Origin of the sequence: Mesorhizobium sp. B2-4-14, from assembly GCF_006442155.1 — a bacterium.
Taxonomy (GTDB): domain Bacteria; phylum Pseudomonadota; class Alphaproteobacteria; order Rhizobiales; family Rhizobiaceae; genus Mesorhizobium.
In genome coordinates this window covers 1-23,452 of record NZ_VFVA01000030.1, presented here as the reverse complement: position 1 = coordinate 23,452, position 23,452 = coordinate 1, and the positions used below count along the sequence as shown (strand labels likewise).

The window sequence follows — 23,452 nt, the reverse complement described above, 5'->3', positions numbered from 1 at the left end:
ACGAACCCGCGCCGGTGATAGCCTGTTCGCGGTATCGGCATTCAACCGGAACAGCGATGCGACTTCTTCTCGTCGAGGACGATCAAAGGACCGCCGATTACATCGTCAGGGGGCTGACAGAGGCCGGCCATGTCTGCGACCTCCTGCGCAACGGACATGACGCGCTTTTCGCCGCGACCAGCGGCGCCTATGACGTGATCATAGCCGATCGCATGATCCCGGGTCTCGACGGCCTGTCGATGGTCAAGGCGGTCCGTGCCGCCGGCGTGCGCACGCCGGCTATCTTTCTCACCTCCGTCGGCGGCGTCGACGACCGCGTCGAGGGCCTGGAGGCGGGCGGCGACGATTATCTGGTCAAGCCCTTCGCCTTTTCCGAGCTGCTTGCCCGCATCAATGCGCTTGGCCGGCGGCCGGCGGCGCAGGAACAGAAGACGGTTCTGCGGGTTGGCGATCTCGAAATGGACCTCATCATGCGCCGCGTCACGCGGCAAGGCCAGCCGATCGACCTGCAGCCACGCGAGTTCAGCCTGCTGGAAGTGCTGATGCGCGGCGAGGGCCGCGTGATCACCCGCACAATGCTTCTGGAACGCGTCTGGGACTTTCACTTCGACCCCAAGACCAGCGTCGTCGAAACCCATATCAGCCGGCTACGGGCCAAGATCGACAAGCCGTTCGAAACCCAGCTGATCCACACAGTCCGTAACACCGGCTACAGCCTGCACGCACCGCTCGCGCCATGATGGAAGGATGGGCCCGCCTGCCGCGCAGCACGCCGTTCCGGCTCGCCCTGACATTCGCCTTCCTGTTCATGCTGGCTTTCGTGCTGTCGGGCGCCATCGTCTACCAGATGATGAGCGCCGATCTTGCCGAACAGCTCGACGAGAGCATCAAGGAAACCTATTCCGTCGTCGCCGCGACCTATTCCGACAGCGATCTCAAGGAATTGATGGAGACCGTTGAAAGCCACTCCATGCGCAACCCGAAGAAGGAACAGCTTTTTTCGCTGACCGACGCGGCCGGCAACCGTCTGGCCGGCAATTTCACCGCGGCGGGTCTTCCTGACGGCTTTTCGTTGTTCGGCGCCGAAATGCCCGGCATTCCTCCGGATACCGAATACCGCGCCTATTCCGGCGCGGTCGGCGGCAACACCCTGACGATCGCATTCAGCCTGTCCGAGACGGACGAACTGGAAACGATCATGCTGATGAGCTTCGGCTGGGCAACCCTGATCATCACCGGGCTGGCGGTCGCCGGCGGCGCGCTGCTCGCCTCGCGCGTCCAGCGCCGTCTCGACGGCATTGCCGCCACCATGGTCGATGTCTCGCATGGCCGGCTGGATACACGCATTCCGCTGACCGGCAATGGCGACGACATCGACATCGTCTCCAGCCAGGTCAATGCGGCGCTCGACCGGCTGTCGAGCCTGGTTGACGGCATGAAACAGGTCAGCACCAACATCGCGCACGATCTGAAGACACCGCTCAATCGCCTGCAGATGATCCTGGAAGGCGCCGCCGACAAGGCAGCGCAGGATCAGGACGTATCGGACGATCTCGCCGATGCGCGGGCCGAGGGCCATCAGATCAACGAGACCTTCGACGCGCTGTTGCGGATAGCACAGATCGAGGCCGGCGCGCGCAAGGCGCGCTTCACCGATGTCGACCTCGACGAGATCCTGCAAATCATAGCGGAGATCTATACCGATGTCGCCGAGGACGACGGCAAGCTGCTGTCATCCAGGCAACTGAAGGAGGCCGCGGACCGAATCCATGGCGACCGCGAACTGTTGACCCAGATGTTCGCCAATCTGGTGGAGAACGCGCTTCGCCATTGCCCGTCCGGCACGACCATCAAACTGTCGGTGACGCGTCAGGGCGATCGTGTTCTTGCCAGCGTCGCCGACAACGGACCCGGCATTCCGATGGGCGAACGCGAAAGGGTGTTTCAGCGGCTGTACCGGCTGGACCACAGCCGCTCGACACCGGGCAGCGGCCTTGGGCTGAGCCTTGTCAGGGCCATTGCCGATCTACACGGCGCATCCATTACGTTGGAGGACTGCCGGCCCGGGCTCGCCGTGGTGGTGAGCTTTCCGCTGGTAAAATCGCCGGCGCCATAGAGCCGGAAGCCGAAGCCGAAAGCTTGCCAACGCGCCGATAGCTTACAAAAGCGTATGAGACCGGCGACCCGCCCGTAAGCTTGCAGCGCCATACTGGATGGACTTCACCTTCCATCGAAAGGCTGCGGAAAATGAGAACCCATTTTCGGAAAACCATCGGCGTCCTGCCGGTTCTCGCCTTCACAGCATGCCTGGGAACGACAGCTGTCCTGGCTCCGGTGCTTGGCTGCCTGCCGGCCTCGGCTGCCGAGAAACCCGTCCAACCGGAGAAAAATCCTCCGGGCGACATCCCCGATACGCAGGTTTTCATCGACTATACTTCACCAGAAGGGTTCACCCTGAAGGTGCCGGAGGGTTGGGCACGGTCGGATCGTGCCGACGGCGCCAGCTTCGTCGACAAGCTGGATGGCGTCGTCGTCTCGGTTTCCAAGGCGGATACCGCGCCGACCGTCGACAGCGTCAAGGCGAACGATGTCGTCAAGCTCGAGGCCGCCGGGCGCGCTGTGCGGGTGAGCGCCGTCAAACAGGTCAAGCTGCCGGCCGGGGCCGCGATCCGCATTGTCTACACCTCGAACTCCGAACCGAACGCGGTAACCAACCGGCAGGTTCGCCTCGAGAACGAGCGTTATCTCTATTTCAAGGACGGCAAGCTCGTCGTGCTCGAACTCTACGCGCCCAAGGGCGCCGACAATGTCGATCAGTGGCAGCTGATGTCCAGCTCGTTCCGGTGGAAATGAGATGCACGCGTTGGACGCGCATGAGATCTATCGGTTCTTCCACATAGGCGATGACGAGACAGCCGCGTTGCGGGGCGTCAGTTTCCACGTCGCCGCCGGCGAGATCGTTGCCCTGGTCGGGCCCTCCGGCAGCGGCAAATCCACCTTGCTGGCCTGCGTAACCGGCCTCGATGAACCGGATGGCGGCTACGTCGAGGTGTCCGGCGTCCGGCTGACCCGGCGACCGGAGGCCCATCGCACGCGTGTTCGCGCCGCCAGCTTCGGCATTCTGCTGCAATCGGGAAACCTGTTCGGCCATCTGAATGTCGAGCAGAATCTTCGATTGCAGATGCTTCTGGCGAAGAAGTCGGATGACCGGCGAATGGCCGGCCTGCTGGAAAGCGTCGGCCTTGCGCATCGCGCACATGCCTTTCCGACCGAGCTGTCCGGCGGCGAGACGGCGCGGGCGGGCCTTGCGGTGGCCCTGGCCGCCGACCCGCTGATCCTGGTTGCAGACGAGCCGACCGCCGAGGTCGATAGCGATACCGAATCCAGGCTGATCGCTCATTTCGAGGCGAGGCGCGACACCGGACTGGCGACGCTGCTGGCCACCCATAGCAACGCGCTGGCGCAGCGGGCGGATCGCATCATCCGGCTGAAGGATGGGAGGATCGATCGTGGGTGAAACGCTTGTCGTCGCAAAAGGCCTCGGGCGGGACTTCCGGGATGGCAACGCCGGTCGGATCGAGGTGCTGCGCAATGTCGGCTGCGAGATCGTGTCGGGCGCGCGCATCGCGCTCGTCGGACCTTCCGGCAGCGGCAAGACGACGCTGCTGCATATTCTTGGCGGCCTCGACAGGCCGACCGCCGGCGTTGTCGAATGGCCCGGCCTCGGCACATTCGAGGCCTTGAGGCCGCGCCAGATTGGCTTCGTGTTCCAGTCGCCCAGCCTGTTTCCCGCCCTAACCGCCGTCCAGAATGTCGGCTTGCCCTTGCTGCTGGCCGGCGAGAATGCCGGCGCCGAGGAGATCGGGGCATCGCTTCTGCAATCGTTCGGCCTCGGCGAACTCGGCGACAAACTGCCGGAGGAACTGTCCGGCGGCCAGGCTCAGCGTATTGCCATGGCGCGCGCCCTGGTCATGGGTCCGAAGCTTGTGCTGGCCGACGAACCAACCGGGCAGCTGGACAGCCGAACGGCGCTGCGTTTCTTCGACGCCGTGCTCGACCGCCTGGAAGGAACCGACGTCGCCCTGGTCGTCGCCACGCATGACGAAGCCATGGCCAAGCGCATGGCGACGCGCTGGACGATGGACCATGGCCGGCTCACCACCGGCCTTCGGCCGGGGACCGCGGCGGCATGATGTTCCTGCTGTGGATTCGTGGTGTGCTCGCTCGCCGTTTCATGCGCGTGGCGGGCACCGCAGCCGGCATAGCGCTGACGGTCGCCCTGCTTGCGGCGATGGCGCTCTTTCTCGCCAATGCCGGTGCATCGATGACCGCCCGCGCCGTGTCGGCGGTCCCGATCGATTGGCAGGTGCAAGTGATTTCCGGCGCCGATCCGGGTCTCATCAGCAAGGCCCTGCCTGAAGCTGCTCCGGTCAAGGCCGTGCATCAGGTCCGCTATGCCGATATCGCCGGCTTCGAGGCTCGAACCGGCGGTACGACCCAGACCACGGGGCCTGGCCAGGTGGTTGCTTTCGATAGCGGGTATTCCAGCGATTTCCCGGCGGAAATCCGGCTGCTTTCCGGTAGCCTCGATGGTGCGCTGATTGCCCAGCAGACCGCTGCCAACCTCCATGTTGCCCCCGGCGACACGGTCTCGATCCGGCGGATGGGTTTGCCGCCGACGGAGGTCAGGATTGCCGGCGTGGTCGACCTGCCCGACGCCGACGCCTTGTTCCAGGCTGTCGGTCTGCCGCCGCAGGCAGCGCCACAGGCCCCGCCCGACAACGTCCTCATCCTGCCGCAGGAAGCCTGGCGGCAATCGTTCGATCCGCAGGGCAAGGCGCGCCCCGACACCACCCGGCTGCAATTGCATGTGCGGCTCGCGCACGGGGCGCTGCCGTCGGATCCGGTCGCGGCCTATACCTTTGTCACTGCCGCGCAGCGCAATCTCGAGGCAAGAGTCGCCGGCCAGGCCCTGGTCGCCGACAATCTCGGCTCGCGCCTCGGCGCGGTTCGCGAGGATGCGTTGTACGCCTCCGTGCTGTTCCTGTTCCTCGGACTGCCTGGCATCGCCCTGGCGATCGCGCTTACCTTTGCCGTCACCTCGTCCGGCGCGGAACGCCGGCGCACCGAGCAGGCGCTGCTTCGCGTCCGCGGCGCGACGGCGAAGGACATATTGCTTCTGTCCGCGACAGAGGCCGCCGTCGCCGCCATTGGCGGAACCGCCTTCGGCATGGCCGTGGTATTCCTCATTGGCATCGCCGCCCCAGGCCTTGACGCTGCGCTTGGCGTGGACCAGCCGAGGCTGCTTCTTGTCGCCTTCTTCGGACTGCTGGTCGGGCTCATCGCCTTTCTCTACCCGGCCTGGCGGGACGCGCGCTGGGCGACCGTGATGGCGGCGCGGCGCACCGTGAGCCGGCCACATCCACCGCTGTGGCAGCGCCTGTGGCTGGACGGCCTGCTGCTCGCCGCGGCGGGATTGGTCTTCTGGCAATCGGCGAGCACCGGATACCAGATCGTGCTTGCGCCCGAAGGCGTGGCCGCGACAGCCGTGGACTACAAGGCGTTCGTCGCCCCCGCCCTGTTCTGGCTCGGCATGGCGCTGCTGACCATCAGGCTGTCGGCCACAGTCATCGCCCGCAACGGCACGCTCCTGAGATTGATTGTCGCGCCGGTATCGGGAGCCTTGGCGCCCATCGTATCGGCCGCGCTGTCGCGGCAATCGGGCCGCCTGACGATCGGCATTGCGATGACCGCGCTGGCCATCTCCTTCGCAACCTCGACGGCCGTCTTCAACACCACCTACAATGCCCAGGCACGCATCGACGCCGAGCTCACCAACGGCTCCGACGTCACCGTCTTCGGCACGACGGACAAACCTGCCGGAGCCCACCTCGCGGCGCTCGCCTCGTTGCCCGATGCGGCGGCGGCCGAACCCATGCAACATCGTTTCGCCTATGTCGGCGCCGACCTGCAGGATCTTTATGGCATCGACCCCAATCGCATCGGACGCGCGACCGGTCTTTCCGACGCCTATTTCAGCGGCGCCAGCGCCGCCGGCACGCTTGCCCTGCTCGCCGCGACGCCGGACGGTGTCCTGGTGTCGGAAGAGACCGTGCAGGATTTCCAGCTCCAGCAAGGCGATACGATCAACCTGCGGCTCGTCGATGCCAGGGATCACCAGTATCATCCCGTGGTCTTCAAGTTCATCGGCGTCGCCCGCGAATTTCCGACCGCGCCAAAGGATTCGTTCCTTGTCGCCAATTCAGCCTATGTCGCCCGCATGACCGGCTCCGATGCATCCGAATACGTGCTTATGCGGGCCAAGGCGGATCCCGCTGCGCTGGCGCGGCAGGCATCGTCGGCCCTTCGTTCTGATCAGACGCTGAAGGTGGCCGACATCGGTCAGGCCGCACATCTCATCGGCTCGAGCCTGACCGCGGTCGACCTTGGCGGCTTGACGGCAATCGAACTGGGCTTCGCGGTCGTCATGGCCGCGGCCGCCGCCGGGCTGATGCTGGCACTGGGGTTCTTCGAGCGTCGCCGGCCTTTCGCCATCCTTGCCGCGATCGGCGCCAAACCCCGCCAGCTCGCGGCCTTCCTTTGGGGCGAAGGTCTGCTGATCCTTGTCGGCGGCATGGCGTTCGGCCTCCTTTCGGGGCTGCTGACGGCGTGGATGTTGGTCAAGCTGCTGACCGGCGTATTCGATCCGCCACCCGAGGCCTTGTCGATCCCCTGGCTCTATCTGGCAGCCGTGCTCGGCCTCGTCGCCGCTTCGGTGGCTGCCGCCGTTTTGTCCGCCAGGCCATCGGCGGGACAGGCAACGGAACTGCTGCGCGACCTGTGAAGCCGGACGTCGATTTACCTATTTGTAAATTTGCGGCCAGATCATCGAAAACTCCACGGTCTAGGCTTGATCCGTCTCTCGTCAGGAGAGACGAATCCGGCGACCAAACGGCCCGGATACGGGAGCCGCTCAACGGCCGACAGCCGGCGGCTCCGCAACCAAGCCAACGGGAAAACAACATGAAAAAATCAGCTATCGTAGCCGCAATGGTACTCGCCGCCTTGTCCTCAACCGGCGCTTTCGCCAAGGCGGCCACCGGCACAATCGCCAGTGTCGACAAGAAGGGCGACTCGATCACGCTTTCCGACGGTAAGACCTTCGTCCTGCCGGAAGGCATCGAAGCCGAGACGCTGAAGGTCGGCGAGAAGGTGGTGGTGACCTATTCGACCAAGGCCGGCAAGCTGGCGGCGTCGAGCATCCAGCCGGCTAAATAGGTGCCCTGACCCGGAGCAATTCCGGGAAAGATGCGTAGCGTCTTTCCGTGAGACCATGAACCGCTCCGGGCCGGAAATCCCGCCGGCGGCGATCTTGGCTGCTGCCGGTGGGGCCGGCTTTCTAGCCCTGATACATCCGGGCTAGGGGTAACGCGGTGATCAAGCGATCGAGCCGGGTGTTTTCCGATACGCAAGGCGAACCAGGGCCGGCGGGCCATGTGGCAGCACCGGTCTCGGCATCCGCCGACTACCAGAACCAGAGAGGATGGAAACCGTAGTCGGGCACCGAGCCTTTTCCGGACATGACGATCAGCACCAGGGCGATGGCCAGCAGGACGACGCTGGTCGTGATCCAGATCCATCGGCTCGGCCAGACGGGAGCACTGCGCGGTACGGTCAAAGCCACCTCTCGGAACACGACAGGCCTTGCTTGGAACAATTTCAGCCGCAGCGGTTCAAGTGCGACACTGCCGCGTCAATCATACCGGTGTTTTGCCGGGTTCTTACAAATCGGTAAGAGGGTGGAACCGTTCACGACCGGCCCGGGGACCGCATAGCCTCGGCCGCGCCGTTCAGCGATCGATCCGCGTCGACAGGATGATCGACGACGAGGTCCGCTCGACCCCGTCCATGGCGCCGATCTGGTCGAGCAGCGCGTCGAGGTCGCGGATCGACGGCGCGTCGACGATGACGATCATGTCGAAATTGCCGCTCACCGAGTGCAGCGTCCTGACCGGCGGCAGCGCCTGCAGAGCCCGCACCACCTTGTCGGCGAGCTTTGCCGTGACGGTGAGCAGCACATGCGCCCGGACAAGCCCCTGCTCATAGTCCGGCGACAGCCGGACGGTATAGCCGGTAATGATGCCGCGCTGTTCCAGCCGCTCGATCCGGCTCTGCACCGTCGTGCGCGACACGCCGAGCCGCCGCGCCAGTTCGGCCGTCGAGGCGCGTGCGTTGGCGCGCAGCAAGGAGAGCAGGGCCTGTTCGGCTTCACTGAGCATTTCAACGAATTCCTTCGGCAGATCGGCTAAAGATAGGTTTCACTCTGCTAGATTCCACGCTGCCTTTCGACAGGCAAGCTGCGATGATTCCGGCAAACGCAGATTGGCAGGGGTATTTGATCATGAACAACATCGTTATCGTCGGCGCCGGCAAGATCGGCTCGACTATCGCCGAGATGCTCGCCGCAACGGGCGACTACCACGTCACCCTCGTCGACCGCACGGCGGCGCAGCTCGCCTCGGCCGAAGTGCCTGAGGGCGTCGAGACGCTCGAACTCGATATCGTGGCACCCGGCGCGCTGGAGGCGGCGCTCGCCGGCAAATTTGCGGTGTTGAGCGCCGCCCCCTTCCACCTTACCACGCGCATCGCCGAGGCGGCGGCCAGTGCCGGCGTGCACTATCTCGATCTCACCGAGGATGTCGTCTCGACCAGGCGGGTCAAGGAGCTTGCCCGTTCCGCCAAGAGCGCCTTCATCCCGCAATGCGGGCTGGCGCCGGGCTTCATCTCGATCGTCGCCAACGATCTCGCCAGCCGCTTCGATACGCTGGAAAGCGTGCGCATGCGCGTCGGCGCCTTGCCGCAATACCCGTCCAACGCGCTGAACTACAATCTGACCTGGAGCACCGACGGCGTCATCAACGAATATTGCGAGCCCTGCGAGGCGATCGTCGAGGGCGAGCTGGTCGAGGTGCCGCCGCTGGAAGAGCGCGAGGAGTTCTCGCTCGACGGCGTCACCTACGAGGCATTCAACACCTCCGGCGGGCTCGGCACCCTGGCCGAGACGCTGAAAGGCAAGGTGCGCACGCTGAACTACCGCACCATCCGCTATCCCGGGCACGCCGCGATCATGAAGGCGCTGCTCAACGACCTTGGGCTCCGTCACCGCCGCGACGTGCTGAAGGACATTTTCGAGAGCGCCCTGCCGGCAACGCTGCAGGACGTGGTCATCGTCTTCGTCACCGTCTCCGGCCGCAAGAACGGCCGCCTGCTGCAGGAGACCTACGCCAACAAGATCTATTCCAGGCGCGTCGGCCAAACGGTGCGCAGCGCCATCCAGATCACCACGGCGTCCGGCATCTGCGCGGTGCTCGACATGCTGGCCGACGGCAGCCTGCCGGCGACCGGCTTCGTCAAGCAGGAAGAGATCGCGCTTGACGCCTTCCTCGCCAACCGCTTCGGCCGCGCCTACGCCCAGCACGAAATGGTGAGCCGGCTGGCGAGCTGAGGCTCCCACCCTCCCCCTTGTGGGGAGGGTCGGCTCGCGGTCGGAGCGAAGCGGAGATTGCGAGACGAGGTGGGGGTGCGCCCTACGAGACCCCCCACCCCGCTCCGCTTCACGGATCGACCCTCCCCACAAGGGGGAGGGTGAACTCTCAAATATGCAGCGCGTGTCCCAGCGCCTTCAGCGCGGCTTCCTGGAAGCCCTCGCCTTGCGTCGGGTGGGAATGGATCGTTCCGGCGATATCCTCGAGCCGCGCGCCCATCTCCAGCGCCAGCCCAAAGGCCGTCGACAGTTCCGAGACGCCCTGCCCGACCGCCTGAATGCCGAGCACCAGATGGTTGTCGGCGCGGGCGACGACGCGGACGAAGCCATCTTCGCCGAGCCTGGTCATCGCCCGTCCGTTTGCGGCAAACGGGAACACACCGATCTTGATCTCGCCTCGGGTCTTGGCCTCTTCAGGCGACAGCCCGGCCGTCACCAGCTCCGGATCGGTGAAGCAGACGGCGGGAATGGAACGCTTGTCCCAGCCGCGCTTGTGGCCGGCGACGATCTCGGCGACCATTTCGCCTTGCGCCATCGCCCGGTGCGCCAGCATCGGCTCGCCGGTGACGTCGCCGATGGCGAAGATGCCGCGCATCGAGGTGCGGCACTGGTCGTCGATGCGGATGAACCTGCCCGCTTTGTCGAGGTCGATCTGCTCGAGCCCCCAGCCTTCGGTCACCGGCTTGCGCCCCACCGTCACGAGGATCTTGTCCGCAGCGATCTTGGCATTCTTGCCGTCCGATGTCTCGACCAGCAGGGCGTCGCCCTTCGTTGACAGGCCCTTGGCCTTGGCGCCGGTCATCACCTCGATGCCAAGCGCGGAAAGCCGCTTGACCACCGGCCGGGTCAGTTCGGCGTCGTACTGCGCCAGCACGCGCGGCAGAGCCTCGACCACGGTCACCCTGGCGCCCATCTTGGCGAAGGCCATGCCGAGCTCCAGGCCGATATAGCCGCCACCGACGACCACGAGCCTCTTGGGCACCTCGCCCAGCGCCAACGCGTCCGTCGACGAAATGACGGGTCCGCCGAACGGCAGGAACGGCAATTCGACCGGCGCCGAGCCGGTGGCAATCACTATCATCTCGGCCCGGATCACCTGCATGCCCGTCTCGGTCTCCACCTCGACGGTCTTGCCGTCGCGGAACGTCGCCCAGCCATGCACGGTCTTGACCCCGGCCTTCTTCAGCAGGCCGGCAACGCCGCTGTTGAGCCGGCTGACGATACCGTCCTTCCAGGCAACGGTTCGGGCCAGGTCAAGCGCCGGTGCCGCAACCGAAATACCGAGCGGGCTGTCGCCGCCGGCCATGTGCGCCACCTTCTCGAATTCTTCCGCCGCATGGATCAGCGCCTTGGAAGGAATACAGCCAACATTGAGGCAGGTGCCACCCGGCTTGCCCGTCTCGACGATGACCGTATCGACGCCGAGCTGCCCGGCGCGGATGGCGCAGACATAGCCGCCGGGACCGGCGCCGATGACGAGCAGCTTGCAGGAGATTTCTTTCATGTTGGCACCTCGCTTGGTCGCGGTGCCTCGGGACCGCATCGCTCATGTTGGAGATTGGCGGAGGCGTTCGTACCTTCGTCATCCTGGGGCGGAGCAAGGAGCGTAGCGACGCGCGTAGACCCCGGGATCCATGCCGTCACGTTAAGGCGTTGCAACGGTCCGGAATTCTGTTCTGCTGCGCGCCCCGGCCCAGGTCGCGGCATGGATCCTCGGGTCAAGCCCGAGGATGACGAAGGTAAGGGGGCAGCGTCCGTATTCATAAACCTAATCCACGAAGATCAGCGCCGGCGTTTCCAGCAGCGTCTTGATGCGCTGGATGAAGACGGCCGCGTCCCAGCCGTCGATGACGCGATGGTCGAAGCTTGACGACAGGTTCATCATCTTGCGCGGGATGAACTGGGTGCCGTCCCACACCGGCCGCACCATCATCTTGTTGACGCCGATGATCGCCACCTCGGGATGGTTGATGACGGGCGTCGTCGCGACACCGCCCATGGCGCCGAGCGAGGTGATGGTTATGGTCGAGCCGGACAGCTCGTCGCGTGTCGCCGTGCCGGACTTCGCCGCCTCGGCCAGCCTGGCGACCTCGGCGCCGCATTCCCAGATGTCGCGCGCCTCGGCATGCTTGACCACCGGCACCACCAGTCCGGACGGCGTCTGCGCGGCGATGCCGATATGGATGCCGCCATGCTGATGGATGATACCGGCCTCGTCGTCGAACAGCGAATTGAGCTGGGGCTGATCCGCTATCGCCTTGACCATCGCCCGCATCAGGAAGGGGAGCAGCGTCAGCTTGGGCCTTTCCGCGCCCGCCTTGGCAGGGCGCTTCTCCTTGTTGAGCGCGGTGCGCAGCTCTTCCAGCGCGGTGACGTCGATCTCCTCGACATAGGTGATGTGCGGGATGCGCGATTTGGACAGCGTCATCTTCTCGGCGATCTTGCGCCGCAGACCGACCACCTTGATGTCCTCGACAGCATCGTTGCGGGCAAGGCCCGATGCCTTGGCCATTTGCGGCCCGCGCGCCAGGAACGCCTCGATGTCCTCATGGCCGATGCGTCCGGCCGGGCCGCTTCCCGCGACCTGCCTGAGATCGATGCCGGCCTCCTTCGCCCGCAGGCGAACGGCCGGCGATGCCAACGGCTTTTCGCCTTCAGGGCGTGGGGCGCCCACCGTCGCAGTACCCCCATCCCTAACCCCTCCCCACAAGGGGGAGGGGGATTCGGTCACAGCCGCTCCAACGTTATCGTTTCTTGGATTCGTGGATGACGGTGGCGCGCGCTTTGCTTCGACCTTGGGAGCCGAGGCGCGTTCCCCTCCCCCTTGTGGGGGTCCGGAGGACGGGCGAGACGCGTGGCTCGTCCCGGCACGGTTAGGGGTGGGGGTAGGTGTCGCCGTGACCTCCGGCGATTTCGCGCCTTCCGCCTTCACATTCCCCTCGCCCGCCACCTTCAGCCGCACGATGGGCGAGCCGATGGCCACCGTGTCGCCGATCTCGGCGCCCAGCCACAGGATTTCGCCATCGACGGGCGACGGAATCTCGACCGTCGCCTTGTCGGTCATGACGGCGGCGAGCATTGTGTCCTCGCGTACGATGTCGCCAACCTTGACATGCCATTCGACCAATTCGGCCTCGGCCACGCCCTCGCCGACATCGGGCAGCTTGATGATGTGTTCGCCCATCTCAGGCCTCCCGCTCTACGCTTCCATTGTTTCTAGGAGGGCACGGCCGACGCGGGCCGGTCCCGGAAAATAGTCCCATTCCTGCGCATGCGGATAGGGCGTGTCCCAGCCGGCGACACGCGCCACCGGCGCCTCGAGATGGTAGAAACAGTTTTCCTGAACCAGTGCCGAAAGCTCCGCGCCAAAGCCGGAGGTCAGCGTCGCCTCATGTACGACGACGCAGCGCCCGGTCTTCTTGACCGATGCGACGACCGTATCGAGGTCGAGCGGCAGCAGGGTCCTGAGATCGATGATCTCGGCATTGATGCCGGTCTCCTCGGCAGCGGCCTGTGCGACATAGACCATGGTGCCGTAGGCGAGCACGGTGACGGCGGAGCCCGCCCGGCGGATCGCGGCCTTGCCGAGCGGCACGGTGTAGTGACCGTCGGCGACCTCGCCGAGCTCATGCTTCGCCCAGGGCGTCACCGGCCGGTCGTGATGGCCGTCGAACGGACCGTTGTAGAGCCGTTTCGGCTCCAGGAAGATCACCGGATCGGGATCCTCGATCGCCGCGATCAGCAGCCCCTTGGCGTCATGCGGGTTGGACGGCACCACCGTCTTCAGGCCCGAGACGTGGGTGAACAGCGCTTCCGGACTTTGGCTGTGCGTCTGGCCGCCGAAGATGCCGCCACCGGTCGGCATGCGCACCACGATCGGGCAGGTGAAATCGCCGTTGGAGCGGTAGCGCAGCCGCGCTGCTTCCTGCGTCAGCTGGTCGTAGGCCGGATACATGTAGTCGGCAAACTGAATTTCCACGCAAGGTTTCAACCCGTAGGCGGCCATGCCGATGGCCGAGCCGACGATGCCGGATTCGTTGATCGGCGCGTCGAAACAGCGGCTCTTGCCGTATTTGGCCTGCAGGCCCTGCGTGCAGCGGAAGACGCCGCCGAAGAAGCCGACATCCTCGCCGAACACGACGACGCGCTCATCGCGTCCCATCGACACATCCATGGCGTCGCGGATCGCCTCGATCATGGTCCGTCTCGGCATGCTCAGACTCCCGCCTGCTGGCGCTGGCGCCTGAGATGCGGCGGCATCTCGGCATAGAGGCCTTCGAACATGTCGCGCGTCGATGGCTTGCCGCCGGCATGCAGCGTGCCATGGCTTTCGGCTTCCTTCTGCGCCGCGATCACCGTGTCGAGGATTTCGGCCTCCGCCTGCGCATGCCGCTCATCCGACCAGACACCAAGCTGGATGAGATGGTTCTTCAGCCGCACGATAGGGTCGCCGAGCGGCCAGGCGTCGGATTCGGTCTTTGGCCGGTAGGCGGACGGATCGTCCGAACTGGAATGCGCGCCGGCGCGGTAGGTGACATATTCGACCAGCGTCGGCCCGAGATTGCTGCGCGCGCGCTCGGCCGCCCATTTGGCCACCGCATGCACGGCGAGATAGTCGTTGCCGTCGACGCGCAGCGACGGGATGCCGAAACCGAGGCCGCGCGCGGCGAAAGTGCCGGAGCCGCCACGCGCAATGCCCTGGAAGGTCGAGATCGCCCATTGGTTGTTGACGACGTTCAGAATCACAGGCGCCTTGTAGGTGGAGGCGAAGACCAGGGCCGAATGGAAATCCGATTCCGCCGTCGAGCCGTCGCCGATCCAGGCGGCGGCGATCCTGGAATCGTTCGATATGGCCGAGGCCATCGCCCAGCCGACCGCCTGGATGTACTGCGTTGCCAGATTGCCCGAGACTGAGAAGAAACCGTGTTCCTTCGAAGAATACATGATCGGCAGCTGCCGCCCCTTCAGCGGATCGGCCTCGTTGGAATAGATCTGGTTCATCATGGTGACCATCGGATAGCCGTCGGCGATGAGCAGGCCGGCCTGCCGATAGGTCGGAAAATTCATGTCGCCCGGCGCCAGCGCCTTGCGGAATGCGCAGCTCACCGCCTCTTCACCGAGATGCTGCATGTAAAAGGAGGTCTTGCCCTGGCGCTGCGCCATCTGCATGCGGGCATCGAAGGTCCTCAGCGTCATCATGTGGCGCAGACCGGTCAGCAGTTCTTCGTCGGTGAGCAGCCCGGCCCATGGCCCGACGGCTTCGCCGTTGCGGTTCAACACCCGGATGATCGAGAAGGCCATGTCGCGGATGGTGCGCGGATCGACATCGATTTCCGGGCGCGGCACCGAGCCGGCCTTGGGGATGGGCACATTGGAAAAGTCAGGCATGCCGCCCGGCCGCACTTCCGGCTCCGGAACGTGAAACCGCAACATTCCAGCATCGGCCATGACCTTTGTCCTCCAATGTTGCCTGGCGCCGATATTTGCACATCCGCGCGGCCAGACCAGTGCGAATTCGCCGGGCAAGCCTTTCGCGCATCGGGCCGGCCATGCCGGCCGATCGAGCCTCCCGCGCACCAAGATGAAGATATGTCGGCGAAATTTCTTGTCGATGTTGCGCGGCGGCGCGCAATTTGGCGAATGGTTGCGGGTGGGTTGCCGCAAGAGGAGGTATTCTGGAGGGCCTGGCTCCGACCTCCCCTTTGTGGCGAGTTCGGACCGCAGGTTCGGTGGGGGACCGGCACCAGCCTCGCAAGACTACAAGACTAGTTGAAAACCGCCTCGTAAAGCCGCCCCGCCGCGTCGGCCGCGACCGGCACGATGAAGATGTCATGGGCACCGCCCTTGCCGGCAAGACTATAGGTCGCCTGCGGCAGCGCCACGTCGCGCGGCCGCCGAAACAGCAGCGAGAATCCGCCGCCGGGGCGCGGGCTGGCAGGGATGGCGCGGACATCGGTCAATTCCAGGGCAATCGTGGTGGTGAAGGCCGTGCCGACCGCTTGTTCGAAATCCGATTTCGTCATGCCATGCGCCTCGACTGCCTGGAGCGTTCAACGCCCAGTCCCCTGGTTCCCGGAATGGCGGCAATGTCGCCGCTTCGCCGCAAGCTGTCCATAGCCGCAAGGCGGGCTTTGCCGCACAACGCGGTGCAAACCCGGCGTAAATCCGCATCATCCGGCCATGCCTGCTTTTGTCGTGGCGAGGAACGCGGTAGAGCCTTTACTTTAATCCTGCGCACGATCTCTTGCCGACCGAAGATCGGCGCAGAAAAACAGATCCCGGCGGGATCGCGTATAAAGCGGGCCGGCGCAACCGGGTCGCGGCAGAAGAGGGGCCGAACGATGGCTGACAGCGGTGCGAGAACGGCAGCGGCGCCGGCGGATGCTTCAATGCCGCTGTTTTATTCGAGGCCCGAGGCGCTCAACCCGGCGCGGCACGGTTTTCTCGGCCTCACCGCGCGCAGCGACTTTTCCTTCGCGCGCTCGGCGCATGCCATTCCGGTGGTGGCGTCGGAAATGCCGGCGGCGATGCGCTCCTATCCGATCGTCTTCATCGGCACCGGCAAGGCGCCGGTGATCATCACCGGCGTGCGCCAGGGCGAGAACCTGTTCGTCGACGCCGACGGCCGGTGGACGGCACCGCACTATATCCCCGCCTATGTGCGCCGCTATCCTTTCATCCTTGCCGAGGACCCGACCGCATCAGGCCGGCTGACGCTGTGCGTCGACCGGGCAAGCGAGCGTGTCGTCGACCAGTCCGTCGCGCCACCGCGCGAAGACAAGATCGCGCCATTCTTCAACGGCGCCGAGCCGGCCGAGGCAACCAAGCAGGCGCTCGCCTTCTGCAATCAGTTCCAGATCGACTTCAGAGCCACCCGCGAGATGGTCGAGAAGATCGACGCGCACGGGCTGTTTTCGCCGCGCCAGAGCAAGGTGACGCTGGAAGGCGGTGAAGTGCTCAACCTCACCGATTTCCAGGTGATCGACGAGGAGGCCTTCAACAAATTGAGCGACCAGGCCTTTCTCGACCTGAGAAAATCAGGCGCGCTCGTCCTGGTCTATTGCCACCTTGCCTCGACCAACAGCTGGACATCGCTGGTCCACCAGGCGTCGCTGCGCAAGGCGGACGGCGGAAAGGGCGGCTGAGGGGCCTGCGAGACTGAATCGCGATCCTAACTCTTTGTTTCGACGCCATTGCGAACGGAAACCGCTTCAAACTTTCCTGGAATTGCCTGGCTCGGGCATTTCCAGTCGACCCGTGGTGGAACATTTTCAGCACTGTCCTGTTGCCTCCTTTTAAAATCCGGAAGGAATGCAGCTATGGTGATCAGCCAGGAAGAACGCATAGCGCATATCGCGAAGCGGGCCCGCGAGCTCTGGGAACGCGAAGGACTGATGCCCGATCGTGAGAAAGCTTGTTGGGACAAGGCAGTTGAAGAGTTCGAATCAGGCAAGTTGACCGCAGGGCGAAAACAGGCCGGTGCGGACGCCGCCAATCACACTACGGACCCCAAGCACTGAAGTCCGGCCTGTGGCCTTGCAACTCGGAGCATGGCGCCTCCGCCAACCTCAAGCCACCGCGTTAAGCGCGCCGGGCCCAAACCAATTCGCGCGACGAGCTTGAGTGCTGTCGTATGTCGTTGCCGAGGACACATTGTGGGCGAGGTGCATCGATCGATGCCGCGGCTCTGTCCTCGTGCAGGCCCTCTCTGATCTCCTCGGCGAGCTTGTCGCAGAAAGCGTCGAGATCGCCGGAGTTGCGACTTGTGACAAGGCCCTGATCGGCGACGACTTCAGTGTCTTCCCAAAGGCCGCCCGCATTGATCACGTCGGTCTTGATGGATTTATAGGACGTAAGCCGGCGTCCCCTGGCGATACCGGTTTCCGCCAGCAGCCAAGGCGCGTGGCAGATGGCGCCGACGACCTTCTTGGCCGCCCAGAACGCCTTGATGAACTCCAGCGCCTTCGTTTCGACCCGCAGGAGGTCGGGATTGATCACGCCGCCGGGCAGGACGATCGCGTCGTAGTCATCCGCGCGCGCCTGATCGAGGGTCTTGTCCACGGGAACCTCGCGGCCCCAGTCCCTTGTGGTCCCAACCTTTGATGTTGCCGCTTTCGAGCCACACGACATCGACCTCCGCGCCCGCTTCGCGCAGCTTCTTCAGCGGCACTTCCAATTCGGACTGTTCGAAACCATTGGTCGCAAGGACAGCGACGCGCTTGCCGGAAATATTCTGCATCATTGTCTCCATGGATTGGACGGGATGCAGGCCTAACGAGCCGGAGCCGCGAGCGTTCCGAGCTGTAATTTTATGTGACCGACAGAGCTGGGATCACCCTGAAGCACCGCCCAGAAAGCGAAAAAGCCGCGGCGAACCGCGGCTTTTCGTTGCTTGATTCCCTGGAGGAAACTGGAGCGGGTGAAGCGATTCGAACGCTCGACCCCAACCTTGGCAAGGTTGGTGTAAGCAATTTCCTTTGGTTTCTGCCGAATACTGCTCACATACATGTTGTGTAATTTCAATCGCTTATGATATATCTTGGTTGGTGTCGATTGCTGCACCTTTCTGGCGCGTGGCGACATAGTGGCGACTTGGTACGTGTGTCGCCACCGAAACTAGGAGAGAAGCAATGGCAACAGCAAAGATTACACGTCGCTACGTGGATGCGATCAAGCCGACCGAGAAGGCATTCGTCGTGTACGATGCGGACGTGAAGGGCTTCGGCATACGCGTTATGCCATCTGGTGTTGCGGCGTACATCGTAGAGTACCGTCCTGGCGAAGGTGGGCGAGGCGTGTCTAAGAAGCGCATGGCGCTTGGGCGAACGACCGAGTTGACGCCTGACGAAGCGCGGACGATGGCTCAAAGCAAGTTGGCATCCGTTCGTAAGGGCGATGATCCGCTCTTGGAACGCGAAACGAAGCGCCGGGAAATTAAAGTCCATCAACTCATCGATCTTTGGGAAAAGGCAAATCCGGCTGGGCGCAAGACGGGTAAGCCCATGGCCGAGCGGACGCGCGTGTACACACTTGCGCGGCTGCGTCACCATGTCGTGCCGTTGATCGGCAACAAGCGCGTGAGCGACGTGTCGGTGGACGACATAAACGACATGATCCGGCGTGTGACCAGCGGAGAGACGAAGCGGCAGGAGAAATCGAAAAACAAGCGAGGCCGAATAATCGTGAGCGGCGGCGACGGAGCAGCACGTAAAGTCGCGAGCGACCTGTCGATTGTTTATGGCTACGCGATTGAAAAGCGGATTGTGCAGACAAACCCAGTGGCCACGGCACGGAAGCCGAAGGCAGGCAAGCGTAACGATTACCTGCGCTCAGAACACATGGCGGCGATAGGAAAAGCGCTGGTGCAGCTTGAGGCAGACGGTGCAAATGCGAGTGGTATTGCGATCCTGCGCCTCATTCTCATAACCGGCGCACGACCGAATGAGATTGAAGCGCTTAAATGGACACAGGTCGATTTGTATGCGCGATGCCTTCGCCTGACAGACAGCAAGACCGGATACTCGATTAGGCCGCTATCGACGGCAGCGATGGCCATCTTGGGCAGGATAGAACGCGTCGAAGGCAGTGAGTACGTCTTCCCCGCCACACGCGGCGACGGCTACTTTACAGGCTCAAAGAAGCTGTGGAACGAAGCTCGCAGGGTTGCGAACCTACCGGATCGCGTTCGATACCACGCGCGTCACGCGGTCGCCACGCTGGCACTTTCTGCAGGACAGGACGTGGCCTCCGTGTCAGCGATCATGGGACACAAAGGCCCGCGTACGACGCTATCGACTTATGCGCATGTCGTTGACGACCGTGCCACGCGCGCAGCCGAACAAGTCTCGTCCCAAATCACCGCAGCAATGGAAGGCCGACAAAGCGCAGAAATAGTACCCATAGAAAATGCGAAGGCGGTTTAGGACAGAAACCATGAGCGCGCTGTTTGCCATTCCGGGCTTCTCATTGTCGCTAGCGCAAAGACGAAGCGCGATTGAGCGACAGGCGCAATGGGCCGCTAAAGGTGGACGAGGGCGCAAGAAGCCGGTCGTGGTATCTGCGTGGTCATACCTTACAAAGCGAAATCGCGGCCGACCCCCAAAGCCACGGGTTGTTGTGGCGACCGTGCGCGGAACACGCATTTCACGAGTACACGAATACGACAAGAGAATAATACTAGAGATAATACGCGAAGCACCGGCGCAGCCGCACATATCTTTGCGAAATCTAGTCCGCTCGAAGGTTGCGTGTACCGCGTTTCCGTCAGGTAAGATGGTTTGCGACGAGCATAACGTCATCAGAATTATGCGCAAAATACGTGCAAAAGTTCCGTTCCTCTTCTCGCTACATATGACCCAAGAAAGACAGCATTCTAAAACCCTCTGATTTTACACCTCTTAATATTCGGCGACATCGCCGACGCTATCGATCATGACTGCTTTTCATCGCTTCCCAGAATCTTCTGGCTATATCGAAGGAAAGCAAAATGACCATCGTCTCTGACACTCAGCAGCGCCGCTTTCGCCGTGATGCTGCGGCTGCCTACATCATGGCCACCTACGGTTTCCCGTGCAGCAAGGCTTGGCTGGCCAAATTGGCGAGTGTCGGCGGCGGTCCCGTCTTCCGTAAGGCCGGGCGGGTTCCGATCTATTCGCAATCAGACCTTGATGCCTGGGCCCAAGCGCGGCTGTCAGAGCCGTTCCGGGCGTCGGGTATTCCGGCGAGCGCGTTCACGGAAAGCTGAGGCTCGGCGGCGGTCCGTCTAGTCGGATGCCAACTCCCAAGCCCACGCTTCTACGATCGGAAAAGTCATGGCCAACAGAAAAGCTACATCCGGCAAATGCTCCCCCGCGCCTTCAAAGATTGATGATGCCCGACAGCCGTTCAATCCATACAGCTTCGACCACCGTGTTGCCGCGACCGTGTACGAGGAACGTGACGACCGAACAGACATGCCTCGTTGGCGTCGCATCTCATATGAAGACTACGAGATTATGTGTGACCTAATGGAGGGTACGCAGAGCCGGTCCGGCTACCGAATGCGTGAACCAACGTCCGTATGGAATGACATCCGCATTTTTCGGCAGATAGCCCCACTCGGAATGCCAGTTCCGCCAAGCTTTACTCTCGCTGACACGTACGGGGCGAATCAGGAAAGTGTGGGCGTTGCGACGGCAGCAAGCAGAAGACGAGACGACAACGAGATTGGCTCACACGGTAGGTTTCACGGCAGAATATTTCCGCCGACGACTGAAAGCCGTCAACCCGTCTACATCGATGTTGATTTGGGCAATTGGCAGTGGTCTATTTCCTCCGACCGAGACAAGTCACCAAAGCAGTTTCCCGATCTACTAGCGCGCCTGTTCCCGTGGCTCGACGCGCTCACCGCATTTGATTTTGCCGTGGCGTTGGCTGGTGCATCCGCGCACGAGGAATACGGTATTGCCCAAGAACTATGGCATGCGGCGATGGCGGCGCACGCTGGCGTACAATGCGCGACACCATCAACGGACAAAGCAAGCGCGTCAGAACAGGACGTGTGTAGCGTGCGCGGCTTCCAGAACTTGCTCGCGAGCCGCTTGGCCGGTTTGAAGGCGTTGTCATGAGCCTGGACCAATATATTCGCGTGATAGACCGCGAGGCCAAAGCAGAGGCCGGCGATGCCGATTGTCTTTTCAGCGACTACCTACCTCGCAAAGGCGTGGCACTGCTGTTCGGACGAAGCGGCGTAGGCAAATCGTTCTGGGCACTCTTGCTGGCTACGTGCCTCGCAACCGGGCGACATGCAGCGATTCCACCCCGTGTTGCAGGGAACGAACACCACGAGTTCGCAAAACCTGCGAAACTCGGTGCAACCATTTACATCGCAGGCGAAGGTGCGGAAGGTTTGCCGCACAGGATTAAAGCGTGTGAGCAAGCCTTACGTGCCGAGGCCTCGAGCGGTCCTGGTGTGGACGAAGGCGTGGTCTTGCCCATTCTTCCCATTGGTATTGCGCAGTTGCGGCTGAACGCTGCCGAACAAGTGTTTGGTATCTGGCAAAAGGCCAACGAGCAGATTCAACGCGGCGCGACACACGGGTTGCCGGTAAGGCTTATCGTCATTGATACACTCATTGCTTGTTTCAATGTGCGTGATGAAAACAGCAACAGCGAGATGCAGGGCGTTATTAGCGCGCTAAGGCGATATGCAGAAAGGTTCGACTGCTTGGTTTTGGCAATCGCTCATCCGGGAAAGGGACGTGGCGCACGTAGACAGGGTGTACGTGGCGCGAGCGCCTTGGCCAACGGTGCTGATGTTATCTTCTCGCTTGAGCGAAGCAGAAATGCACGTCGCCGAATAACCGTGGTCAAGATGCGCGACAGCGCCACAGAACGCCAAACCTTCGACTTCGAACTAGTGAGCATCGCGGCTAGCGCGGTAATGCGGCCAGTGGCAGGAGACGTCGTACGCGAAGGCGTTGCACCCGAAGACAAGTCATCGCTTTCGGAACTTTCGATGGAACTGCTGAGCGTGATTGAAAGAGCATGTGAGAGTTCATCTGTCACGCTTGAGAATTTCCTTGGCCAAAAGGTGAAGGCAGCAAATCTGGCTCAGATCGAACGAGCGTGGGTGGCGATAAATTCGGAACGTGCAAGAACTGAGGACGCGGAGCCGACGAAAGCCAATACGCTTCGAAAACGGGCAGAGCGTGGGCTACCCACTCTCATTGAGGCTGCGTTGATCGAGAAAACGACACGCGAAAGCAGCACATACTATCTGCCAACATTGGCATGGGACCACTAAGGCAGCGTGTTTGTTTGAGGATTGGCGCAATGCCTCGCCGCAGGCGCACGAGGCCGCACAGGTGCGTCTCGTAAACCGACATCAAAAAGGAGTGGCGTGAATTGGGCATGTCGTCTCATTGGCCATGGATACTTGCCCACGGCTCCCTCTTGATGGACCGGACGGACACGCGGGGGAAGTTCCTTACGTCACCCCCGCGTTGTGTCCATGTCCACGGGCTACGATAGGATGAAATTGCCGCCCTGCGGAATTCCTTTTCATCGCCTATCGCCAGATATGCCAGATCGAAAACACGGTCGCTCCGATCACGAGCAGACCCAGAATGTTGTGCAATCTGTACAACGGAATTGCCGTCGCCCCGTTGACCAACAAGCCGGACAGCGCAAAAGCGGCAACCAGTGAGCCAGTAGGCCAGTACCAGTGCGTGAACACATAGCCGACAACCGCCATCACAAGCACCGATGCGCTTGATGCGAGACCGACCAAACTCCCAAGTGCATTGGCCTGCACGTACGTTCTGCCATCAGGGCTTCTGGCGACAAGCGCGGTCGCCCTAGCCAGCAGAATGCCGACAATTATGACGGCAACGAGAATCGCAACAAACGATAAGCTCACGCCATTGGCAATTTCGAAATTTCGCAGAAAGCCTCGTTGTGCAGGAGAGATCGCAGCCATGTCCGGGGACACCGTCAGAGCGTCCTGATTGACTTCTGTCCAAAATCCCATGTCATCCCCCAAAGCCATGACCGGCCAGCACCAGCCCACACAAAATATGTAATAGGATACATGGCCGATCAAGTCGAACGCCGCTCCATCATTTCAGATGGAGATACAGAAGCTGGTTGGCCTCAATATTCGAAAGCACCGCCTGAATGCGGGCATCTCGCAAGAGGAATTTGCCGCGAGGATGAACGTCGATCAGGCGTACGTAAGCAGGCTTGAAGCTGGGCAGCGGAACCCAACCATCAAAACGATTGGCGAAGCGGCCAGTGCACTCTGCGTCGAGCCAGCCCAACTTTTCGAGCGACCAGGAAAATGAACACTTTGTGCAATTTTTTTTGGAATTTTTGGCGGATTAAAGGGCCAAGGCGAGATTTGAAGGCGAGATAAGTTTCGCCCCCTGC

At 62.7% G+C, this 23,452-nt stretch carries 23 protein-coding genes and 1 pseudogene; 15 read left to right on the top strand and 9 right to left on the bottom strand.

The features are described 5' to 3' along the window. Positions 1–56: 56 nt before the first annotated feature. The 7 genes from FJ938_RS22425 to FJ938_RS22395 all read left to right on the top strand — a co-directional run bounded on the left by FJ938_RS22425 (position 57) and on the right by FJ938_RS22395 (position 7,278). A complete protein-coding gene (locus tag FJ938_RS22425; RefSeq protein ID WP_140612864.1) occupies positions 57–740 on the top strand; it encodes a winged helix-turn-helix domain-containing protein in 684 nt (227 codons plus the stop codon). Beyond that, positions 737–2,116: a HAMP domain-containing sensor histidine kinase gene (locus FJ938_RS22420; protein ID WP_140612865.1), complete on the top strand. Its 1,380-nt coding sequence runs from the start codon at positions 737–739 to the stop codon at positions 2,114–2,116. Before FJ938_RS22425 ends, FJ938_RS22420 begins: the two co-directional genes overlap by 4 nt. Positions 2,117–2,247: 131 nt before the next feature. Next, positions 2,248–2,853 carry a hypothetical protein gene (locus tag FJ938_RS22415; protein ID WP_140612866.1) on the top strand — a complete coding sequence of 202 codons (606 nt, stop codon included), beginning with the start codon at positions 2,248–2,250 and terminating at the stop codon, positions 2,851–2,853. Position 2,854: 1 nt separating this feature from the next. Next, entirely contained in the window at positions 2,855–3,517 is a 663-nt protein-coding gene (locus tag FJ938_RS22410; protein WP_140697532.1) for an ABC transporter ATP-binding protein, read from the top strand. Beyond that, complete coding sequence (locus tag FJ938_RS22405) at positions 3,510–4,193, top strand: ABC transporter ATP-binding protein (protein ID WP_226890451.1); 684 nt, start codon at positions 3,510–3,512, stop codon at positions 4,191–4,193. Before FJ938_RS22410 ends, FJ938_RS22405 begins: the two co-directional genes overlap by 8 nt. Then, entirely contained in the window at positions 4,190–6,844 is a 2,655-nt protein-coding gene (locus FJ938_RS22400; protein ID WP_140697526.1) for an ABC transporter permease, read from the top strand. The genes FJ938_RS22405 and FJ938_RS22400 overlap by 4 nt, the downstream gene beginning before the upstream one ends. Before the next feature lie 179 nt (positions 6,845–7,023). Further along, on the top strand, positions 7,024–7,278 hold the full coding sequence (locus FJ938_RS22395; protein WP_140697523.1) for a DUF1344 domain-containing protein: 255 nt from the start codon (positions 7,024–7,026) through the stop codon (positions 7,276–7,278). A gap of 247 nt (positions 7,279–7,525) precedes the next feature. Here FJ938_RS22395 and FJ938_RS29585 read toward each other — a convergent pair whose 3' ends face one another. Together FJ938_RS29585 and FJ938_RS22390 are read right to left on the bottom strand one after the other, a co-directional pair. After that, entirely contained in the window at positions 7,526–7,684 is a 159-nt protein-coding gene (locus tag FJ938_RS29585; RefSeq protein WP_181169161.1) for a hypothetical protein, read from the bottom strand. Between the two features lie 166 nt (positions 7,685–7,850). Further along, a complete protein-coding gene (locus FJ938_RS22390; RefSeq protein ID WP_140697520.1) occupies positions 7,851–8,279 on the bottom strand; it encodes an Lrp/AsnC family transcriptional regulator in 429 nt (142 codons plus the stop codon). A 122-nt stretch (positions 8,280–8,401) separates the two neighbouring features. Here FJ938_RS22390 and FJ938_RS22385 point away from each other — a divergent pair, with 122 nt between their 5' ends. Further along, a complete protein-coding gene (locus FJ938_RS22385) occupies positions 8,402–9,505 on the top strand; it encodes a saccharopine dehydrogenase family protein (RefSeq protein WP_140697517.1) in 1,104 nt (367 codons plus the stop codon). A 148-nt stretch (positions 9,506–9,653) separates the two neighbouring features. Here the strand turns inward: FJ938_RS22385 and lpdA are convergent, their stop codons facing one another. The 5 genes from lpdA to FJ938_RS22360 all read right to left on the bottom strand — a co-directional run bounded on the left by lpdA (position 9,654) and on the right by FJ938_RS22360 (position 15,567). Then, positions 9,654–11,048, bottom strand: a complete 1,395-nt coding sequence (gene lpdA / locus FJ938_RS22380) for a dihydrolipoyl dehydrogenase (protein ID WP_140697514.1) — start codon at positions 11,046–11,048, stop codon at positions 9,654–9,656. 264 nt (positions 11,049–11,312) lie between these two features. Continuing rightward, positions 11,313–12,728 carry a dihydrolipoamide acetyltransferase family protein gene (locus FJ938_RS22375; protein ID WP_140697511.1) on the bottom strand — a complete coding sequence of 472 codons (1,416 nt, stop codon included), beginning with the start codon at positions 12,726–12,728 and terminating at the stop codon, positions 11,313–11,315. A 15-nt stretch (positions 12,729–12,743) separates the two neighbouring features. Further along, positions 12,744–13,757 (bottom strand): alpha-ketoacid dehydrogenase subunit beta, encoded by a 1,014-nt coding sequence (locus FJ938_RS22370; RefSeq protein ID WP_140697508.1) that lies wholly within the window; start codon positions 13,755–13,757, stop codon positions 12,744–12,746. Between the two features lie 2 nt (positions 13,758–13,759). Continuing rightward, positions 13,760–14,992, bottom strand: coding sequence for a 3-methyl-2-oxobutanoate dehydrogenase (2-methylpropanoyl-transferring) subunit alpha (locus FJ938_RS22365; protein WP_140610275.1), 1,233 nt, complete (start codon positions 14,990–14,992; stop codon positions 13,760–13,762). 317 nt (positions 14,993–15,309) lie between these two features. Continuing rightward, positions 15,310–15,567: a hypothetical protein gene (locus FJ938_RS22360; protein ID WP_140610274.1), complete on the bottom strand. Its 258-nt coding sequence runs from the start codon at positions 15,565–15,567 to the stop codon at positions 15,310–15,312. A gap of 318 nt (positions 15,568–15,885) precedes the next feature. Here FJ938_RS22360 and FJ938_RS22355 point away from each other — a divergent pair, with 318 nt between their 5' ends. Beyond that, positions 15,886–16,689, top strand: coding sequence for a SapC family protein (locus tag FJ938_RS22355; protein ID WP_140610273.1), 804 nt, complete (start codon positions 15,886–15,888; stop codon positions 16,687–16,689). A 174-nt stretch (positions 16,690–16,863) separates the two neighbouring features. Further along, complete coding sequence (locus FJ938_RS22350) at positions 16,864–17,064, top strand: DUF2934 domain-containing protein (protein WP_140610272.1); 201 nt, start codon at positions 16,864–16,866, stop codon at positions 17,062–17,064. A 157-nt stretch (positions 17,065–17,221) separates the two neighbouring features. Here FJ938_RS22350 and FJ938_RS22345 read toward each other — a convergent pair. Further along, a pseudogene (locus FJ938_RS22345) lies at positions 17,222–17,783 on the bottom strand (type 1 glutamine amidotransferase domain-containing protein); the annotation flags it as partial. A 391-nt stretch (positions 17,784–18,174) separates the two neighbouring features. Between FJ938_RS22345 and FJ938_RS22340 the strand changes: the two are divergent. The 4 genes from FJ938_RS22340 to FJ938_RS22325 all read left to right on the top strand — a co-directional run bounded on the left by FJ938_RS22340 (position 18,175) and on the right by FJ938_RS22325 (position 22,328). Beyond that, positions 18,175–19,467, top strand: a complete 1,293-nt coding sequence (locus tag FJ938_RS22340; protein WP_140697503.1) for a site-specific integrase — start codon at positions 18,175–18,177, stop codon at positions 19,465–19,467. A gap of 563 nt (positions 19,468–20,030) precedes the next feature. Further along, positions 20,031–20,288: a hypothetical protein gene (locus FJ938_RS22335; protein WP_140697500.1), complete on the top strand. Its 258-nt coding sequence runs from the start codon at positions 20,031–20,033 to the stop codon at positions 20,286–20,288. Between the two features lie 67 nt (positions 20,289–20,355). Next, complete coding sequence (locus tag FJ938_RS22330; protein WP_140697497.1) at positions 20,356–21,150, top strand: hypothetical protein; 795 nt, start codon at positions 20,356–20,358, stop codon at positions 21,148–21,150. Then, positions 21,147–22,328 (top strand): AAA family ATPase, encoded by a 1,182-nt coding sequence (locus FJ938_RS22325; RefSeq protein ID WP_140697494.1) that lies wholly within the window; start codon positions 21,147–21,149, stop codon positions 22,326–22,328. The genes FJ938_RS22330 and FJ938_RS22325 overlap by 4 nt, the downstream gene beginning before the upstream one ends. Positions 22,329–22,592: 264 nt before the next feature. Here the strand turns inward: FJ938_RS22325 and FJ938_RS22320 are convergent, their stop codons facing one another. Next, positions 22,593–23,126 (bottom strand): hypothetical protein, encoded by a 534-nt coding sequence (locus FJ938_RS22320; RefSeq protein WP_140697491.1) that lies wholly within the window; start codon positions 23,124–23,126, stop codon positions 22,593–22,595. A gap of 25 nt (positions 23,127–23,151) precedes the next feature. Between FJ938_RS22320 and FJ938_RS22315 the strand changes: the two genes are divergently transcribed. Then, positions 23,152–23,367 (top strand): helix-turn-helix transcriptional regulator, encoded by a 216-nt coding sequence (locus FJ938_RS22315; RefSeq protein ID WP_140697488.1) that lies wholly within the window; start codon positions 23,152–23,154, stop codon positions 23,365–23,367. The last annotated feature ends 85 nt before the right edge of the window (positions 23,368–23,452 follow it).

What these genes read in the sequence shown, in the direction of transcription:
- FJ938_RS22425 (WP_140612864.1), top strand. Translation starts at nt 57, where the DNA reads ATGCGACTTCTTCTCGTCGAGGACGATCAAAGGACCGCCGATTACATC.
- FJ938_RS22420 (WP_140612865.1), top strand. Translation starts at nt 737, where the DNA reads ATGATGGAAGGATGGGCCCGCCTGCCGCGCAGCACGCCGTTCCGGCTC.
- FJ938_RS22415 (WP_140612866.1), top strand. Translation starts at nt 2,248, where the DNA reads ATGAGAACCCATTTTCGGAAAACCATCGGCGTCCTGCCGGTTCTCGCC.
- FJ938_RS22410 (WP_140697532.1), top strand. Translation starts at nt 2,855, where the DNA reads ATGCACGCGTTGGACGCGCATGAGATCTATCGGTTCTTCCACATAGGC.
- FJ938_RS22400 (WP_140697526.1), top strand. Translation starts at nt 4,190, where the DNA reads ATGATGTTCCTGCTGTGGATTCGTGGTGTGCTCGCTCGCCGTTTCATG.
- FJ938_RS22395 (WP_140697523.1), top strand. Translation starts at nt 7,024, where the DNA reads ATGAAAAAATCAGCTATCGTAGCCGCAATGGTACTCGCCGCCTTGTCC.
- FJ938_RS22390 (WP_140697520.1), bottom strand. Translation starts at nt 8,279, where the DNA reads ATGCTCAGTGAAGCCGAACAGGCCCTGCTCTCCTTGCTGCGCGCCAAC.
- FJ938_RS22385 (WP_140697517.1), top strand. Translation starts at nt 8,402, where the DNA reads ATGAACAACATCGTTATCGTCGGCGCCGGCAAGATCGGCTCGACTATC.
- lpdA (WP_140697514.1), bottom strand. Translation starts at nt 11,048, where the DNA reads ATGAAAGAAATCTCCTGCAAGCTGCTCGTCATCGGCGCCGGTCCCGGC.
- FJ938_RS22375 (WP_140697511.1), bottom strand. Translation starts at nt 12,728, where the DNA reads ATGGGCGAACACATCATCAAGCTGCCCGATGTCGGCGAGGGCGTGGCC.
- FJ938_RS22370 (WP_140697508.1), bottom strand. Translation starts at nt 13,757, where the DNA reads ATGCCGAGACGGACCATGATCGAGGCGATCCGCGACGCCATGGATGTG.
- FJ938_RS22365 (WP_140610275.1), bottom strand. Translation starts at nt 14,992, where the DNA reads ATGGCCGATGCTGGAATGTTGCGGTTTCACGTTCCGGAGCCGGAAGTG.
- FJ938_RS22360 (WP_140610274.1), bottom strand. Translation starts at nt 15,567, where the DNA reads ATGACGAAATCGGATTTCGAACAAGCGGTCGGCACGGCCTTCACCACC.
- FJ938_RS22355 (WP_140610273.1), top strand. Translation starts at nt 15,886, where the DNA reads ATGGCTGACAGCGGTGCGAGAACGGCAGCGGCGCCGGCGGATGCTTCA.
- FJ938_RS22350 (WP_140610272.1), top strand. Translation starts at nt 16,864, where the DNA reads ATGGTGATCAGCCAGGAAGAACGCATAGCGCATATCGCGAAGCGGGCC.
- FJ938_RS22340 (WP_140697503.1), top strand. Translation starts at nt 18,175, where the DNA reads ATGGCAACAGCAAAGATTACACGTCGCTACGTGGATGCGATCAAGCCG.
- FJ938_RS22335 (WP_140697500.1), top strand. Translation starts at nt 20,031, where the DNA reads ATGACCATCGTCTCTGACACTCAGCAGCGCCGCTTTCGCCGTGATGCT.
- FJ938_RS22330 (WP_140697497.1), top strand. Translation starts at nt 20,356, where the DNA reads ATGGCCAACAGAAAAGCTACATCCGGCAAATGCTCCCCCGCGCCTTCA.
- FJ938_RS22325 (WP_140697494.1), top strand. Translation starts at nt 21,147, where the DNA reads ATGAGCCTGGACCAATATATTCGCGTGATAGACCGCGAGGCCAAAGCA.
- FJ938_RS22315 (WP_140697488.1), top strand. Translation starts at nt 23,152, where the DNA reads ATGGAGATACAGAAGCTGGTTGGCCTCAATATTCGAAAGCACCGCCTG.